General features: G+C 53.1%; 15 protein-coding genes and 1 tRNA gene. 10 read left to right on the top strand and 6 right to left on the bottom strand.

Annotation, left to right across the window (positions count from 1 at the left end):
* The first annotated feature begins 4 nt into the window (after positions 1–4).
* On the top strand, positions 5–1,918 hold the full coding sequence (locus B4C79_RS02515; protein WP_291742283.1) for a propionate--CoA ligase: 1,914 nt from the start codon (positions 5–7) through the stop codon (positions 1,916–1,918).
* A gap of 121 nt (positions 1,919–2,039) precedes the next feature.
* Entirely contained in the window at positions 2,040–2,807 is a 768-nt protein-coding gene (locus tag B4C79_RS02510; RefSeq protein ID WP_105029580.1) for a M48 family metalloprotease, read from the top strand.
* Positions 2,808–2,820: 13 nt separating this feature from the next.
* On the opposite strand, the gene B4C79_RS02505 is transcribed toward B4C79_RS02510, so the two are convergent.
* Together B4C79_RS02505 and B4C79_RS02500 are read right to left on the bottom strand one after the other, a co-directional pair.
* Positions 2,821–4,341, bottom strand: coding sequence for a fumarate hydratase (locus B4C79_RS02505; RefSeq protein WP_171099998.1), 1,521 nt, complete (start codon positions 4,339–4,341; stop codon positions 2,821–2,823).
* Between the two features lie 39 nt (positions 4,342–4,380).
* Positions 4,381–4,917 (bottom strand): TIGR00645 family protein, encoded by a 537-nt coding sequence (locus tag B4C79_RS02500; RefSeq protein WP_105029578.1) that lies wholly within the window; start codon positions 4,915–4,917, stop codon positions 4,381–4,383.
* 203 nt (positions 4,918–5,120) lie between these two features.
* Here B4C79_RS02500 and acs point away from each other — a divergent pair, with 203 nt between their 5' ends.
* The 3 genes from acs to B4C79_RS02485 all read left to right on the top strand — a co-directional run bounded on the left by acs (position 5,121) and on the right by B4C79_RS02485 (position 9,421).
* Positions 5,121–7,103 (top strand): acetate--CoA ligase, encoded by a 1,983-nt coding sequence (acs, locus tag B4C79_RS02495; protein WP_171099996.1) that lies wholly within the window; start codon positions 5,121–5,123, stop codon positions 7,101–7,103.
* Positions 7,104–7,215: 112 nt separating this feature from the next.
* Positions 7,216–9,270: a VC_2705 family sodium/solute symporter gene (locus B4C79_RS02490; protein ID WP_171099994.1), complete on the top strand. Its 2,055-nt coding sequence runs from the start codon at positions 7,216–7,218 to the stop codon at positions 9,268–9,270.
* 60 nt (positions 9,271–9,330) lie between these two features.
* Positions 9,331–9,421, top strand: a tRNA-Ser gene (locus B4C79_RS02485).
* Between the two features lie 134 nt (positions 9,422–9,555).
* Here B4C79_RS02485 and B4C79_RS02480 read toward each other — a convergent pair.
* On the bottom strand, positions 9,556–9,762 hold the full coding sequence (locus B4C79_RS02480) for a hypothetical protein (protein ID WP_291741681.1): 207 nt from the start codon (positions 9,760–9,762) through the stop codon (positions 9,556–9,558).
* 182 nt (positions 9,763–9,944) lie between these two features.
* Between B4C79_RS02480 and B4C79_RS02475 the strand changes: the two genes are divergently transcribed.
* The 4 genes from B4C79_RS02475 to B4C79_RS02460 all read left to right on the top strand — a co-directional run bounded on the left by B4C79_RS02475 (position 9,945) and on the right by B4C79_RS02460 (position 12,735).
* A complete protein-coding gene (locus tag B4C79_RS02475) occupies positions 9,945–10,415 on the top strand; it encodes a DUF2778 domain-containing protein (protein ID WP_291741679.1) in 471 nt (156 codons plus the stop codon).
* 1 nt (position 10,416) lies between these two features.
* A complete protein-coding gene (locus B4C79_RS02470) occupies positions 10,417–10,692 on the top strand; it encodes a hypothetical protein (RefSeq protein WP_291751659.1) in 276 nt (91 codons plus the stop codon).
* A gap of 25 nt (positions 10,693–10,717) precedes the next feature.
* Entirely contained in the window at positions 10,718–11,314 is a 597-nt protein-coding gene (locus tag B4C79_RS02465) for a DsbA family oxidoreductase (RefSeq protein WP_291741676.1), read from the top strand.
* A gap of 89 nt (positions 11,315–11,403) precedes the next feature.
* Positions 11,404–12,735 (top strand): NAD(P)H-dependent oxidoreductase, encoded by a 1,332-nt coding sequence (locus B4C79_RS02460; RefSeq protein WP_291762218.1) that lies wholly within the window; start codon positions 11,404–11,406, stop codon positions 12,733–12,735.
* Here B4C79_RS02460 and B4C79_RS02455 read toward each other — a convergent pair.
* A complete protein-coding gene (locus tag B4C79_RS02455; RefSeq protein ID WP_171099986.1) occupies positions 12,732–13,148 on the bottom strand; it encodes a hypothetical protein in 417 nt (138 codons plus the stop codon). The two genes, B4C79_RS02460 and B4C79_RS02455, sit on opposite strands and share 4 nt — an antisense overlap.
* Before the next feature lie 172 nt (positions 13,149–13,320).
* Between B4C79_RS02455 and B4C79_RS02450 the strand changes: the two genes are divergently transcribed.
* A complete protein-coding gene (locus B4C79_RS02450; RefSeq protein ID WP_171099984.1) occupies positions 13,321–13,851 on the top strand; it encodes a hypothetical protein in 531 nt (176 codons plus the stop codon).
* 1 nt (position 13,852) lies between these two features.
* On the opposite strand, the gene B4C79_RS02445 is transcribed toward B4C79_RS02450, so the two are convergent.
* Both B4C79_RS02445 and B4C79_RS02440 read right to left on the bottom strand, forming a co-directional pair.
* Positions 13,853–14,296, bottom strand: a complete 444-nt coding sequence (locus tag B4C79_RS02445; protein WP_291743362.1) for a VOC family protein — start codon at positions 14,294–14,296, stop codon at positions 13,853–13,855.
* A 106-nt stretch (positions 14,297–14,402) separates the two neighbouring features.
* The gene (locus B4C79_RS02440) at positions 14,403–16,373 is read right to left on the bottom strand and encodes an alkyl/aryl-sulfatase (RefSeq protein WP_291751656.1); all 1,971 of its coding nucleotides are present in this window, start codon (positions 16,371–16,373) and stop codon (positions 14,403–14,405) included.
* Positions 16,374–16,418: the final 45 nt, after the last annotated feature.

Here is a 16,418-nt window from a genome sequence, read left to right as displayed (position 1 = left end):
CGCTGTGGTTGAGCAAGCGAAGCACCAGTCCAATGGGACTTATCAGAATTTGTACGATGAATCCATCCGCAATCCCAAGGGTTTTTGGGCCCGTCAGGCGGATTTGATTCATTGGCAAAAGCCGTTTGAGAAAGTGCTGGATGACAGCAAACCCCCTTTTGCCGCTTGGTACGTGGGTGGAGAAACCAATCTGTGTTACAACGCGGTGGACCGACACTTAGACCAATTGGGCGACAAGCCAGCTTTGATTTATGTGTCCACAGAAGTAGATCAAGAAAAGGTTTACACATTCCGCCAATTGCACCAAGAAGTGCAAATTGCTGCTGCGATGCTGCAAAACATGGGTGTGAAAAAAGGCGACCGTGTGTTGATCTACATGCCCATGATTCCAGAAGCGACCTTTGCAATGCTGGCTTGTGCGCGAATCGGTGCAATTCATTCGGTGGTGTTTGGCGGTTTTGCATCACACAGCCTTGCTTCACGAATTGAAGACGCAAAACCGAAGGTGATTGTTTCGGCCGATGCAGGTTCACGCGCTGGCAAGGCAGTCGCTTACAAACCACTTTTGGACGAAGCGATTGCCCGTTCAAGCTACAAGCCTGGCCATGTGTTGATGGTGAACCGGGGTTTGGTGCCATTTGACACAGTGGAGGGGCGAGACCACGACTACGCTGCATTGCGCAAAGAACTGGCCACGGCCAAAGTGCCAGTAACCTGGCTTGAGGCGACAGACACCAGTTACATTTTGTACACCAGCGGTACCACCGGCAAACCGAAGGGTGTGCAGCGCGACGTAGGCGGGTACGCCGTGGCTCTTGCAGCTTCCATGAAATACATTTTCATGGGCGAGAAGGGAAAAACGTTTTTTGCGACCAGCGACATTGGCTGGGTTGTGGGGCACAGCTACATTATTTACGGCCCTTTAATCGCAGGCATGGCCACGGTGATGTACGAGGGCTTACCCATTCGGCCTGACGCCGGCATTTGGTGGAAGATCGTTCAGGATCACAAAGTGTCGGTGTTGTTCTCGGCACCAACGGCTGTGCGCGTGCTGAAAAAACAGGATCCCGCCTATTTGAGCAAATACGATTTAAGTTCGCTGAAAGCATTGTTTCTGGCGGGCGAGCCTTTGGATGAAACCACTTCAGACTGGATTTCAGGGGCTATTGGAAAGCCGATCGTTGATAACTATTGGCAAACCGAAACTGGCTGGCCAATTTTGGCGATACAGCGTGGCGTTGAGGAAATGCCCGGTAAGTTGGGCAGCCCCGGTGTGCCAGTGTTTGGTTTCAACGTGAATGTGTTGAATGAAGACACCGCGCAACCTTGCAAGGCGAATGAAAAAGGGGTGGTGGCCATTGAAGGGCCACTGCCTCCCGGTTGCATGCAAACCGTGTGGGGCGATGATGAGCGGTTTGTAAAAACCTACTGGTCAAGCTTTAAAACCCGGCAAGTTTATTCCACTTTCGATTGGGGCATTCGCGACGAGGACGGGTACTTCTTTATTCTCGGCCGCACCGACGATGTGATCAACGTGGCGGGTCACCGCCTGGGTACACGGGAAATTGAGGAGAGTATTTCTTCTCACTCCGCGGTGGCGGAAGTGGCTGTGGTGGGTGTGGCCGATCAGGTGAAGGGGCAGGTGGCTGTGGCGTTTGCCATTTTGAAGTCGGCTGACGCAGTCAACGAGGCACAAGCCAAAACACTGGAAGCCGAGATCATGAAGGTGGTGGATTCCCAGTTGGGCGCAGTGGCCAGGCCCGCGCGCGTTTACTTTGTGAATGTGTTGCCCAAGACCCGTTCCGGCAAATTGCTGCGCAGGTCAATTCAGGCGGTGTGCGAAGGCCGGGACCCAGGCGACATGACCACCATTGAAGACCCCACCGCACTTGCGCAAATCAAGAACGCAATGGCGTGAACGAAGCACACCAGGGAAGCTTGAAAACAGACCAGGAAATTCGGGCTTGTTTCAGTTTTGTGGTGTGTTTTAAAACGTGTTTTAATGGTTTGTCACTGGCCGTTTCAGGGAGGGCTACTGAATGGCAAATCATTCGCTGGAAGTACTCAAGCTCAGCGTGTTGTTCGACAACCATTTTTTCAATGGTGTGCCCACGCAGGTTCACTTTATTCAGAACAGCACCATGGTGGGTACCTGGATAGACGAACAAGGTGCCGCAAATTTAAGCATTGGGCTAGATCGAATCAAGTTCATGAACAGTGATCAGTTGGTTTTTTTGATCGCGCATGAGTACGGTCACCTTGTGTTGAAACATCCTGATAAAACCATTGAGATTCAACAGCAGTACGGGATTGTTTCCACGTTCGATGAATTCATGTTGTCCCCGGACATGAAACGCGATTATTCCAGGCTGATGCGCGAGATGGAACTGCAGGCAGATTTGTTCGGCGCGCAGTTGGTGTTGGGCTTGGGGCACGACCCTGTGTCGGGCGCTTCATTTTTACTTGGCGAAACCAAAAGCATTCAACACCCCGAGGGCACCTTGCGGGTCGCAAAAATCAAGGCCGGTGAGCAAAGCCTGGTGGCCGAGGATTTCTCGGGCACCTTCAATAATTTGGCCATGCAGTTGAGCGATGCGGAAGTATTGGCAGCCTTGGTGCCTAGCTACACCCAGCCTATCGATTCTATTGATTCGACGGTAAAAGCGGCGGTGGAAAGCTGGCCAGCATCCGGTGCTGGCAGCTATGCCGGCGACACTTTGTATGGATTTGAGGTGTCGGTTTTGCTGACAATTGCGGTGCTGGCCTGCGCCATGCCAAGATGGTGGCGCAAGACCAGCGTCGGTTAGCTGTGGTGGATGGTTAAGCCACGCTGACTGGAATTTTTCCGATCTTGGCTTGCCACTCTTTCGGGCCGGTGTTGTGCACGGAAATACCGGTGCTGTCCACGGCCACTGTGACCGGCATGTCCTTGATCTCGAACTCGTAAATGGCCTCCATGCCCAGGTCTTCGAAGCCGACCACCTTCGCATTGGTAATCGCTTTGGACACGAGGTATGCCGCGCCACCCACAGCCATCAGATAGGCTGATTTGTTGTCACGAATTGCCTCAATCGCAACCGGGCCGCGCTCGGCTTTGCCGATCATCGCGATCAAACCTGTTTTTTCCAGCATCATGCGAGTGAACTTGTCCATGCGCGTAGCGGTGGTGGGGCCGGCTGGGCCCACAGCTTCGTCGCGCACCGGGTCGACAGGGCCCACGTAGTAAATCACGCGGTTGGTGAAGTCCACCGGCAATTTTTCACCTTTGGCCAACATGTCGGCGATGCGTTTGTGGGCAGCGTCGCGGCCGGTCAGCATTTTGCCGTTCAACAGTAAGGTTTGACCGGGTTTCCAGCTGGCCACTTCTTCCGGGGTTAGCGTGTCCAGGTTCACACGCTTGCTTTTCTCGGTGTCGGCAGTCCAGCTTACCTGTGGCCAGTCAGCCAGGTTTGGCACTTCAAGCTTGGCTGGGCCATCGCCATGCAAATGGAAGTGCACGTGACGTGTGGCGGCACAATTCGGGATCATTGCGATTGGCAAAGACGCGGCATGTGTGGGGTAGTCGAGAATTTTTACGTCCAGCACGGTGGTCAGGCCACCCAGGCCTTGCGCACCAATACCCAGTGAATTCACTTTGTCGTAAAGCTCCAGGCGCAATTCTTCAATTCGGTTGCTGGGGCCGCGCTCCAGCAGTTCATGAATGTCGCAAGGGGCCATCAGGCTTTCTTTGGCCAGCAGCATCGCTTTTTCGGGCGTGCCACCAATACCAATGCCCAAAATACCCGGGGGGCACCAGCCCGCGCCCATGGTGGGTACGGTTTTCAGTACCCAGTCCACGATGGAGTCAGAGGGGTTGAGCATGACCATTTTTGATTTGTTCTCGGAGCCGCCACCTTTGGCTGCGCAAATCACCTCAACGTCGTCGCCGGGCACTATTTCATAGTGAATAACGGCGGGGGTGTTGTCTTTGCTGTTTTTGCGGGCACCGGCCGGGTCGAGCAGCACCGAGGCGCGCAGTTTGTTGTCGGGGTGCAGGTAAGCACGGCGCACACCCTCATTCACCATGTCGGTTACGCTCATGGTCGATTCCCAACGCACATTCATGCCCACTTTCAGGAACACCACTGAAATACCGGTGTCTTGACAAATAGGGCGTTTGCCTTCGGCGCACATGCGGCTGTTGGTCAGGATTTGCGCAATCGCATCTTTGGCAGCAGCACTTTCCTCGCGCTCATAGGCCTTGCCCAAGGCTTGAATGTAATCAAGCGGGTGGTAATAAGAAATATATTGGAAGGCATCGGCGATCGAGCTGATGAAGTCTTCTTGCTTGATGGTGGTCATGAACTGCTCCTGATCAAATTGGGTGCTTAGCCCCTTATTTTAATGTGCTTTGCCGTGGGCTGGTTGCGAGATGAGTCGGTCACACCAGGCAATTGCAACCGCAGACAGCAGGAAAATGACGTGAATGGCGGACTGGGCCACGATAGTTTTGGTGTCGTACTGCTCAGCGTTGATGAAAGTTTTCAGCAAGTGAATGGAGGAAATGCCGATGATGGCCATGGCCAGTTTTACTTTTAACACCGAGGCGTTGACGTGATCCAGCCACTCGGGTTGATCTGGGTGGGTTTCAAGCCGCATGCGGCTGACAAAGGTTTCATAACCGCCCACGGTGACCATGATCAGCAGGTTCGATATCATGACCACATCGATGAGCGCCAAAACGATCAGCATGATGCCGGTTTCGTCGAGTTGATGGCTGGCAGTGCCACCCACCAAGTGCCAAAGTTCGATCAAAAAGTGATACACGTAGACGATTTGGGCAACGATCAAACCGAGGTAAAGGGGCAACTGCAGCCAGCGACTTGAGAAAATGATTCGGGCCAGAAGCGGAATGGGTTGTTTGGTGTGTTGTTCCATTTTGTGACAGGTGTGCGGTGCAGCAATGGTTAATCGGGTAATGGCGGAAACTATAGCAGAACCAAACTACACCGGTGCTACTTGCGCTCAGCTGGAACGCGAATTGCTGTGGTGCGCCATGGTGTAAGGTGAGAGTAAGAGCTTTTGCCTATTGTTTATGCAAACTAAATTAATAGAAAACTAAGTAACCCTTGGAGGACAGGATGTCATCGATCGAATCAGTGTCACACGAAACGCGTGTGTTTCAGCCCAGTGCTGACTGGCAGCGCAGCGCCGCAATTGGCGGTATGGACGCTTACAAAGCCTTGTGCAAAGAAGCTGAAACGGATTTCGAAGGTTTTTGGGCCCGTTTGGCCAAAGAAAACCTGCAGTTTGCAAAGGCTTACAACCAGGTATTGGATGAATCCAACCCCCCATTCTACAAATGGTTTACTGGTGGCGAATTGAATGTTTCTGCCAACTGTTTGGACAAGAACGTGGATGCTGGCTTGGGTGACAAGGTTGCCTTGATTTTTGAAGCCGATGGCGGCGAAGTGACCAAGGTGACTTACAAGGAATTGCTGGCCAAGGTAAGCCGCATTGCCAACGGCCTGAAAAGCCTGGGCGTGAAGAAAGGCGACCGTGTTGTTATTTACATGCCCATGAGCGTGGAAGGTGTTGCGGCCATGCAAGCCTGTGCGCGTATTGGTGCAACCCACTCCGTGGTGTTTGGCGGTTTCTCGGCCAAGGCCTTGCAAGACCGTATTGTGGATACAGGTGCGGTGGCGGTGTTCACTGCCGATCAACAAGTGCGCGGTGGCAAGCAGTTGCCCCTGAAAGCGATTGTGGATGAAGCGCTAAGCCTGGGTGGCTGCGACGCTGTGAAGAATGTAATTGTGTACAAACGCACAGGTGCAGATGTGGGCATGCAGGCTGGCCGGGATGTGTACATGCACGAGTTGGCTGACAAGCAAAGTGATGTGTGCGCGCCTGAAATGGTGGATTCCGAGCACCCACTGTTTATTCTCTACACCTCAGGTTCTACCGGTAAGCCCAAGGGTGTGCAGCACAGTTCTGCTGGTTATTTGCTGTGGGCCATGCTCACCATGAAGTGGACATTCGACATCAAGCCCAATGATGTGTTTTGGTGTACGGCCGACATTGGCTGGATTACCGGCCACACCTACATTACCTATGGCCCATTGGCTGTGGGTGCTACGCAAATCGTGTTTGAGGGCGTGCCCACATATCCGAATGCTGGCCGTTTCTGGGAAATGATCCAGCGCCACAGCGCCACCATTTTTTACACCGCACCCACAGCGATTCGTTCATTGATCAAGGCTTGTGAGTCTGATGAAAAAGTACACCCCAAGAGCTACGACCTTTCAAGCCTTCGCTTGATGGGTTCAGTCGGCGAGCCGATCAACCCGGAAGCCTGGATGTGGTACTACAAGAATGTGGGTGGCGAAAAGTGCCCTATCGTTGATACCTTCTGGCAAACCGAAACCGGTGGCCACATGATCACGCCACTGCCCGGTGCCACACCCCTGGTGCCTGGTTCATGCACATTGCCACTGCCCGGCATCATGGCGGCGGTGGTGGACGAAGTGGGTGGTGATTTGCCCAACGGCCAGGGCGGCATTTTGGTGGTGAAGCGACCATGGCCTTCGATGATCCGTACCATTTGGGGCGATCCCGAGCGTTTCAAGAAGAGCTACTTCCCTGAAGAATTGGGCGGCAAGTTGTACCTGGCCGGTGACGGCGCTGTGCGCGACAAGGACAGCGGCAATTTCACCATCATGGGTCGAATCGACGATGTGCTGAACGTCTCGGGACACCGCATGGGCACCATGGAAATTGAAAGCTCTCTGGTGGCCAACGAATTGGTGGCCGAGGCCGCAGTGGTGGGTCGCCCTGACGAATTGACCGGTGAAGCGATTGTGGCTTTTGTGGTGTTGAAGGGTGATCGCCCTACGGGTGAAGCCGGGCAGAAACTGGCCATGGACTTGCGCAACTGGGTTGGAAAAGACATTGGCCCGATCGCCAAGCCCAAGGAAATTCGTTTCGGCGACAACCTGCCCAAAACACGGTCAGGCAAAATCATGCGTCGTTTGTTGCGCAGCCTGGCCAAAGGTGAGCAAATTACGCAAGACACCTCCACCCTGGAGAATCCGGCCATTCTGGATCAATTGGGCAAGCCGCTTTAATTGAACCGGCCCCTTCCTTGAACCGGGAAGTGTTGGCAATCCTGAAAACCAGTTCCACTTCGGTGGACTGGTTTTTTTCGTTTGAAACAATCAAGTCACCGGGAGTAAATTTATGAGTTTCACGCTCAGCCTGACCCGGTTTTTCTCGGTGCTTACCTTCGGCTTTTTGGTGTGCATTGCCGGCGCCGCCATTATGGAGGACTACGGCATAGGCCGGCAGTGGATTGGTTACTTTTTCATTTTCGTCACGCTGGGTGCTTATGCGGTGATCGGCCTGCTCAGCCGCACCTCGGACATGCACGAGTACTTTGTGGCCTCGCGTACCGTACCCTCGGTGTACAACGGCATGGCCACAGCTGCAGACTGGATGAGTGCGGCCTCCTTTCTGGGGGTGGCGGGCACCTTGTTCTACAGCGGTTTTGAAGCCTTGGCCTTGCTGGTGGGTTGGACTGGCGGTTTTGTGCTGATCGCCTTGCTGATTGCGCCCTACCTGCGCAAATTCGCTTTTTTCTCCGTGGGCGATTTTTTGGCCACCCGCTATGCCGGACCTGACAAGGGCAGGGCAGTGCGCCTGATTTGTGTATTGATCACCGTGAGTATTTCTTTCGTGTACGTGATTGCGCAAATTTACGCGGTGGGTTTGATTACGTCGCGCTTTGCCGGTGTCGAGTTTGGTATCGGTGTGTTCTTCGGACTTGCCGGTATTTTGGTGTGCTCTTTCTTGGGTGGCATGCGGGCGGTAACCTGGACCGCAGTTGCGCAATACATTGTAATGATCGTCGCCATGATGGTGAGCGTGGTGGCCTTGATCGGGTTTACCGGCAAAGGCGACACCGAGCGTTTTGTGGATGGTGGCCCCACCAGTTTTCCCGAGTATGTGCGGGCGCAGGAACGTAAATTTTTTGCCGACCCTGCGGAAGCCGAGGTGCGCAGTGTGTACCTGCGGGAAGCGGATCGCTATCAATTGTTGATTGATACCCTGCCTTCATCTTGGGCGGAAGGCTATGAGGCACGCCGTAAAAACCTGGAACTGGCGCGTTACGACGGCTCGACGTTTCAAGAAATCAAAGCAGCCGAGCGGGTGCTGACCAGCTACCCCAAAGACCCCCAAGATGCCAAACGCAAATGGAGTCAGGAAAAGCAGCGTTACCTGGATAAGGTGAAAGCCAGCGTGCCGCATTTTGGGTCGGTCAAAGACGATTCCGGGCTGTCGAATTCCCGGGCCTTGATCAGTTTTCTGGCGGTGGCTTTTACCCTGATGTGTGGGACCGTTGCATTGCCCCACATCATTATGCGGTTTTACACCACACCGAATGCGTCACAAACCCGGTGGTCGGTGGTGTTTGCCTTGGGTTGTATTTTGGTGATTTATCTGGCTTCGCCCTGGTTAAGTGTGATCGCCAAGGTGGTGGTGTACGAAAACCTGGTGGGATTGAGTTACAACGAGATTCCTAACTGGATTGCGGCGTGGTCGCGGGTGACGCCAGGCCTGGCCACCTTGCAGGACGTGAACCAGGATGGTGTGGTTCAGTTTGCAGAAATCGGTTTGAGCCCCGATATTTTGGTGTTGATTACGCCTGAAATTGCAGGCATGCCGTTTTTTCTATCAGGCTTGATTGCTGCGGGTGGCCTTGCTGCCGCATTGTCGACCGCCGATGGTTTGTTGCTGGCGATTGCAGGCAGTTTGTCGCATGACCTGTATTACCGGGTGCTCGACCCCGAGGCCACTGCACAGCGCAGGGTGACCATGTCAAAAATTGCGTTGCTGAGCGCGGCGCTGATGGCCGCCTGGATTACCAGTTTGCAGCCGGGCAATATTGTGGTGTTGGTTGGCTCTGCATTTGCTTTGGCAGCCTCAAGCTTGTTTGTGCCACTGGTGGCCGGTATTTTCTGGAGCGGTGCTACCCGCCGTGGGGCCTTGTGGGCCATGGGCACAGGGTTTCTCAGTTCAAGCCTTTGCCTTGCGCTGACCAATTCATCGTTCATGGCTCTGTTTAATCTGGATGCTGTGCAAATTGGGGGTTTGAGCGGCGTGGCCAGTGGTGTGTTTACCATTCCTTTAAGCGCCCTGGCCATGGTGGTGGCCTCCTTGTTGGGTGGGCGCAAAGACGAAGCACCCGCCGTAATGCGTGTGTTGCGGCTGCCCGAATCGGAAGGAAAAGTGTGATGCCGAGAGAATGCACTGGATACCCAAGGCGATTCTTTGCTATACTCTCGCGCTTACCGCGGAGAGATGGATGAGTGGTTTAAGTCGCACGCCTGGAAAGCGTGTATAGGTTAATAGCCTATCGGGGGTTCGAATCCCCCTCTCTCCGCCAGAAATTACAAAAAGCCCTGAACCGAGTTTAGGGCTTTTTCATTTTTGGGCGGCAGGGGCGTTGAGGTCAATCGCGAGCAGTAGGCTCCATGTTTTGCGTGCCTTGGGGCTACCTGCGTAGCGCGCTCTAACTTATCAAAAAATGCGCTTTCTACGATGAGTCTTGAGATTCTTAAGCAATTCTCTAGGGCTGATTTCAGCTTCTTTTTTACGCGTCAGGTAGGCTTTGCGGTCCGATTCATTCTCCGAGATCTTTCTAGTTTGATTCTCACCCTTGATGCTCAGCGCACGCCGATTACCTGATGGCACTAGTGCGAGCAATGTTTTGAACTCAAGTTTCATGTTATGCAGGTCGATCAGAAGTTGGTTTTGCCGATAAACGCTGATTCAATCACAACTAACAGCACTTCCACAAACACATAATCGACCGAGTTAACTCTCCTGAACCAGAGCAAAGTCGTAATTTGACAGGAACCTGGATACACAGCAGCCTTGCCCAATTTTGTGGGAGAGGGTATTCAAACATGCTTAATTGCAAGTTCAAACTCAACAACCAGCCAATGAGTGAGTTGTCAGTGAGTCAATCGGGGAAGATTTTCAGCTATCCTGCGTTTTCCGGGTTTGGCCCTCACACAAATCGCCGTATAGACGCCTGTTTGAGGAATGTCGGACCAATTCCACCAGGACGCTATTACATTCTAAATCGGGAGTCGGGTGGCAGGTTAGGATGGCTAAGAGATCTTTATCAGGACCGATCCGATTGGTTCAGCCTGTATGCGATAGACAGTAAAGTTGATGATGAAACTTGGTGTGATTCGATCAAACGTGGCGAATTTCGCCTTCATCCAAAAGGTACTTTTGGAATCAGTGAAGGCTGTATCGTTGTGGATCAGATGAGCAAGTTTGTTGAATTACGCTCTCTTCTATTTAGCAAACCCCCTCAAAAACTTGATGGATTGAAATTCGCTGCATTGGGCATTTTAGAGGTTGCGTGACATGAAGCTTTTCCGACGGTTGGCTTTCCTTTTAATTGTGCTCGTTTCTTCATGGCCTGTTTTTCAGTTTTTTCAGTTCAATCCTGCTTATTTTCCGATGCCTGACTTTTCACCCGAAATGTGGGATCTCCTGCAATCGTGCTGCGGAGTATCCAGCTATGAAGACAAACAAGATTTCCAGTTCTTGATGACGGTGGCAGTCAGTCTAATACTTTCACTTTTTGGTGTGTGGTTGGTATTCAAACTTGCAAAATGGCAAACTAACGCCGGCAGTTAGCAGCATTCAAACCAGGAGTACCCCCATGTCGACTACACCCATCAAAATTCAGGTCTGGACCGATTTCGTGTGCCCGTTCTGCCTGCTTGGTGAAGCGACCATCGAAAAAGCCATTGAGGGTTTAGAAGTCGAAATTGAGTGGATGCCGTTCGAGCTTCGACCCTACCCAACACCCACCTTGAAGCCCGAGGATGAATACCTGCCACGCGTGTGGAAGGCGTCGGTGTACCCCATGGCCGAACGCCTGGGTGTGCCCATTCAACTGCCCACCGTTTCTCCTCAACCCTACACACGCAAAGCATTCTTGGGGCTGCAATATGCGAAGCAACAGGGGAAGGGCAACGAATACACGACCGCTGTGATGAAGGCGTTTTTTCAGCAAAACCTGAACATTGGTGAGGATCAGGTACTGAAAAACATTCTTGCAAATCTGGGATTGAACCCGGCCGAACTCGATGAGTTTGTCAACTCGCCTCTAGCCAACGCGCAACACGATGCTGATTTGCATTATGCAAAACAGCTTGGCATTCAAGCGGTGCCGTCGCTGGCGGTAGGCGAACAGTTTTTCTCGGGTGTGCCCAGTGTGCAGGCCCTGCGGGATGCAGTTCAGCGCGAGAGGTAATTGCCTGTCCTAGGGATACTGCGGGTTTTCCGTGCCTGTGTGCACGGGTTATTCTGTGGGCAAATACTGCATCCACCTAAAAGGCTTTCATGAATTTATTCTCCAAGCTTCAGCAGCGTGCTGCTGAGGGCGAACCCCTGCGTGTCGGCATGATTGGCGCGGGCAAGTTTGGCTCTATGTATCTTTCTCAAATACCGCGTACGCCCGGCATTCACATGGTGGGCATTGCTGACTTGTCCCCGGCACGGGCGAAAGCTGCACTTAAAAATGTGGGCTGGAAAGAAGAAAGCTATGCGGCCAACTCCTTGGAACAAGCCGCCAAACAGGGCAACACCGCGATTATTGACGACGGCATGAAGCTGATTGAATCGCCTTTTGTCGACATCATCATCGACTCCACGGGCAACCCGGCTGTGGGCATTGCCCATGTGCTGGCCTGTTGTGAATTTAAAAAACACATTGTGATGGTGAATGTGGAAGCCGATGCACTGGCAGGCCCCTTGCTGAAACGCAAGGCCGATGCAGCTGGCATTGTTTACTCACTGGCTTATGGCGACCAGCCTGCACTGATTTTTGAAATGGTGGATTGGGCGCGGGCCGCTGGTTTTTCTGTCGTGGCCGCGGGCAAAGGCACCAAGTACCTGCCCACCTACCATGAAAGCACGCCTGACACCGTGTGGAACCACTATGGTTTAACGGCGGAAGACGCAGCCAAAGGCGGCATGAACGCGCAAATGTTCAACAGCTTTCTGGATGGCACCAAAAGCGCGATTGAAATGGCAGCCGTGGCCAATGCCACAGGCCTTGCAGCCCCCAGTGGCCTGAAGTTTCCGGCAGTGGGTGTGGATGATTTGGCGCGAATCTTGAAGCCACGTGAACACGGCGGCATTCTGGACCAACGCGGGCAAGTGGAGGTGATCTCCAGTGTTGAGCGTGACACACGCCCGGTGTTTCGCGACCTGCGTTGGGGCGTGTATGTGACCTTCGCTGCAGACAGTGAATACGTGGCCCGCTGCTTCAAGGAATACGGCTTGATCACCGATCCAAGTGGACAGTACTCCAGCATGTACAAACCCTTTCACCTGATTGGTCTGGAATTGGGAATTTCGGTGGCGTCCATCGGTATTCGCGGCGAGGCCACGGGCGCACCCATTTGCTGGCATGGCGATGTAGTGGCCACTGCCAAGCGTGATTTAAAGGCGGGTGAATTGCTGGACGGTGAGGGTGGTTACACCGTGTACGGCAAGCTGATGCCCGCACAGGAATCGCTGGCCTTGGGTGGATTGCCTTTGGGTTTGGCGCATGGTGTGAAATTGCTTAAACCCGTGAAAGCCGGGCAAGCCGTGAGCTGGAATGATGTGGCGTTTGATGCCAATTCCACGGCGGTGAAGTTTCGCCGTGAAATGGAGCAATCGTTTTAGAGAGGTTTGGCAAAGTCAGTGTTGGCGGGCGCCTGGCCGGGCTTGTTCAAAGCCACGCGGATCTCGTTTTGGTATTGCCACATGGCGCCAGTGATCATGTCGGTGATGCCCAAATCAATAAATGCACCACCGGCCACGCCTGCGGTGCTCGCACTGCTGACCAGGCGAATTGTTTTGTCTTCATAGCCGGGGGCCTTGCAGGCCACAATGATGTCGTCCTTGTCTTTGCCCACCGTGATGCTGTTTTCTTTTCCGGTTACCACGCCAAGCTCGCCTTCGCCGTCCCTGCTCAAGGTACACACGGTTTGCTGGGGCTCCATTTTAAAAATAAGCGTTTGACTGGTGCCTTGAGTAATCGAAGCGCAGCCCGTACAAAGAGCGGCAGCCATTAAACCGAATTGACGAATCCCCATAGTCCCCTCGCATGGTGTTGTTGATTGAACACCATGCTAGGCACGTTATTGCTCTACGCCAATCTGCTGAATGTTGTAATCAAATTGACTACTCTGTTTATAGGATATATCCCGTAAGGCGAAGGGTTTAAATTGCTTCAACAAGTTCAAAGACATTGGGGGAGAACAAGCGATGGCGACAATACTTCGGGGGTTTTGTACATCATTGGCGGTGGTCGGAATTTTGGCAGTGAGCATGAGTGTGGGTGGATGCGGTGCCTTGAACAGCATGGGTGATGCCGTGGGTCATGGCATTGCTTCGCGCATGCTGGCCAAGCATGTTGGCCAGCCCTACGCGCCAATTCAAAATGATGCAACTTATGGAAAGTTTATTGGCGAGGAAAAACTGCCCAATGGCATGGTGGTAAAAAAGCATTTCACTGATCGCATGGACAACAACGCGATTCTTGACAACTCCCGTGAAGGAATTGGATTCGACAGCAAGAAGCGCATGGCCACTTATTTCCTGGTGGACAAGAAAGGTGTCGTGCAGGACTGGGCTTTTGGTTATGTCACCGTGGGTACGGGATTTTCACTGGGCATGGTCAGCCTGACTGAAGCGTTCAACTCCAAAGACCGCGAGGTGTACATGGACGAAGTTGACAGCGTAGTGCGCACCAAGAATGACGAGCCCTACACCGTCTGGAAAAACGCAAAAAGCTGATTTACTTGGCGAATATTTGATCCATGTTGGCGAAGGCCTTGAATTCAAGCGCGTTGCCGCATGGGTCCATGAAGAACATAGTGGCTTGTTCGCCCACCTGGCCTTTGAATCGAATGTAGGGTTCGATCACGAACTTGGTGCCCGCAGCTTTCAGCCGGTCGGCCAGTTCATTCCACTGATCCATGGTTAAAATCACGCCGAAGTGTTTGGCAGGCACGGCATGGCCGTCCACACTGCTGTTGGCTTTGCAGCCCACTTCTTCCGGTGCTAAATGCGCCACAAGTTGATGGCCATAAAAGTTGAAGTCCACCCAGTGTGGGGCGCTGCGGCCTTCTTCACAGCCAATCACCTCGCCATAAAATTTGCGGGCTACCTCAATGTCGGTGACCGGGAATGCAAGGTGGAAGGGCTGAAGTGTGCTGTGTTTGGCTTGGGCTGTGGACATGTGCGTTACCAGTGAATGTGCGATTGATCTTCCACACACTATAGGGTTGTTCGGGTTTCCAGGCCAATCGTGGAAACCCGAATATTACTGACATGCCATGGCTTGGTTAAGGCGTCACAATATTGAAGTTACCTGTTGCTTTCTCCAGCATTCCAAAAAATTGCCCCAGCTTGATTGTGCTGCCATCAATCTTGGTTTGATCGGAAAACAGCAAATCAGTCGCACCCGCCTCACCAGTCATCATGTTCAAAAAGAAGGGTTTGCTCAATGTGAGTGTGGCAGCAGAATTTGTTTCTGGTTTGCCCGCACGGTGATGTAGAACGCTGTTGTTGATTCGAAGCACATAGCTTTCCTGCGTGTCGGAAAACACCAGGTTGATTTGAATGTCTTCCCCTTCCGCTTTGTCGCTGTTCAGCGCAGCGGCCATGGCTTCCAGAAAGCGCTCCGTGGGGGTGTGTTTCAGCATGTCGAGAAAGGCTGTGCGTTGAAACCCTTCGGCGTAGCCACCTTGGCGCAACTCCAGTGCACCGGTCAGGTAAAAGTTACGCCACGGCGCAGATTCTGCCATGTAGCCCATCTGGTCGAAACTTGTTGCCAGCAAGGCCTTGGCGCGTGCGTTCTCAGGGTCGGCATACACTGCATGTTTCAGCAATTCAGCAGCCCAGCGGTATTCACCTTTGTTCACAGCGTCTTCTGCTTTGTTCAGCAAAGCATCCATTCCGCCTGCCACATCCACATATCGCTTTGCCGCTTCAACCGGGGGCAAGGGGTTCAGGTTGGCGGGGTTTGCATCAAACCAGCCCATGTAAAACTGGTACACCGCTTTCACATTGTGTGACACGGTGCCGTAGTAGCCGCGCCCACTCAGAAAGTTGTTCAAGGCCGGTGGCATTTGAACCTTCTCTGCAATTTCCATGGAGGTGTAGCCCGCATTCATGTGCCGCACAGTCTGGTCATGAATGAATCGGTACACATCGCGTTGTTTTTCCATGAAGCTGCGCACATTGTCGGCTCCCCACACCGGCCAGTTGTGCTGGTGAAACATCACTTCGGCATCGCCTGCGTAGGCAATGGCTTCATCCATGTAACTGGCCCACTTCAATGCATCGCGCACTTTGGCACCACGTGGGGTGTACAGGTTGTGCAAGGTGTGGCCAAACAGTTCTGCACTGCCAAAGGCTTTCAGTGTAGGCAGGTAAAACACGAACTCGGAGGGCGCTTCACTGCCTGGCACGTTGTGGAACATGAATTCAAGGCCGTCGAGCACGTGGGTTTCTTTGGCTTCTTTCACCACCAGCGTAGGCTGTAGTATGCCCACCTTGCCGTAGGCCACGGCCTTACCCAAGCCGTTGTCAATCAAACCTTCCGGGCTGCGGGGCAGGCGTTTTCCGTACATGTAGATTGACCTTCGTGCCATGGCCATGCCCACCAGCAGGTTTTCACTGGTGGCCTCTTCCATAAAGCCGATGGGGGCAACTACAGGAACATTGCGAGCTGCCACTTCCTCGGCGCTGAGCACACCCAGCGCACCCCCAAAATGGTCCACGTGGCTGTGGGTAAATACAATGGCGGTTACTGGCTTGTCGCCCAGGTGTTTGCGTGCAAAAGCCATGGCGGCGCGTGCTGTTTCCTCGCTGGTCAGCACGTCCACCACAATCCAGCCGGTGTCGCCTTCAATCAAGGTCATGTTCGACAGGTCAAAGCCGCGCAACTGGTAAATGCGGTCAGCCACTTTGTACAGGCCAATTTGATTGTTAAGGCTGGCCTGCCGCCACAGGCTGGGGTTCACGGTGCTGGGGGCATTGCCTTCAATGAAATTGAATTCGTCGTAATCCCAAATGACTTCGCCGGCATCGTTGAGTACTTTGCCTGTGGGCTTTGCGATTAAACCTTTGCGCGCATCGGCGTTGTTGGCTGGGTCTGCTAGGTCGGTGTTTTTGGCCACTTCAGCGTGAAAAGCCTGTGTGAAAGGGCTTGCAGCACTGTTGGGATCGACTGGGGTTGGGGTTTTTGAACAGGCTGCCATCAAGGCAGACGTGCCCATGAAAAGGGCAGCCAAGACCAGGTTTGTTTTCATGCTGTCTCCGGAATATTTTTTGATTTTCCTTATTACAGCACAAAA

The organism is Limnobacter sp. UBA7229, from assembly GCF_002473065.1.
Lineage (GTDB): Bacteria > Pseudomonadota > Gammaproteobacteria > Burkholderiales > Burkholderiaceae_B > Limnobacter > Limnobacter profundi.
Note: the sequence above shows the minus strand (reverse complement) of the source record. Positions and strands in the feature narration are given on the sequence as shown.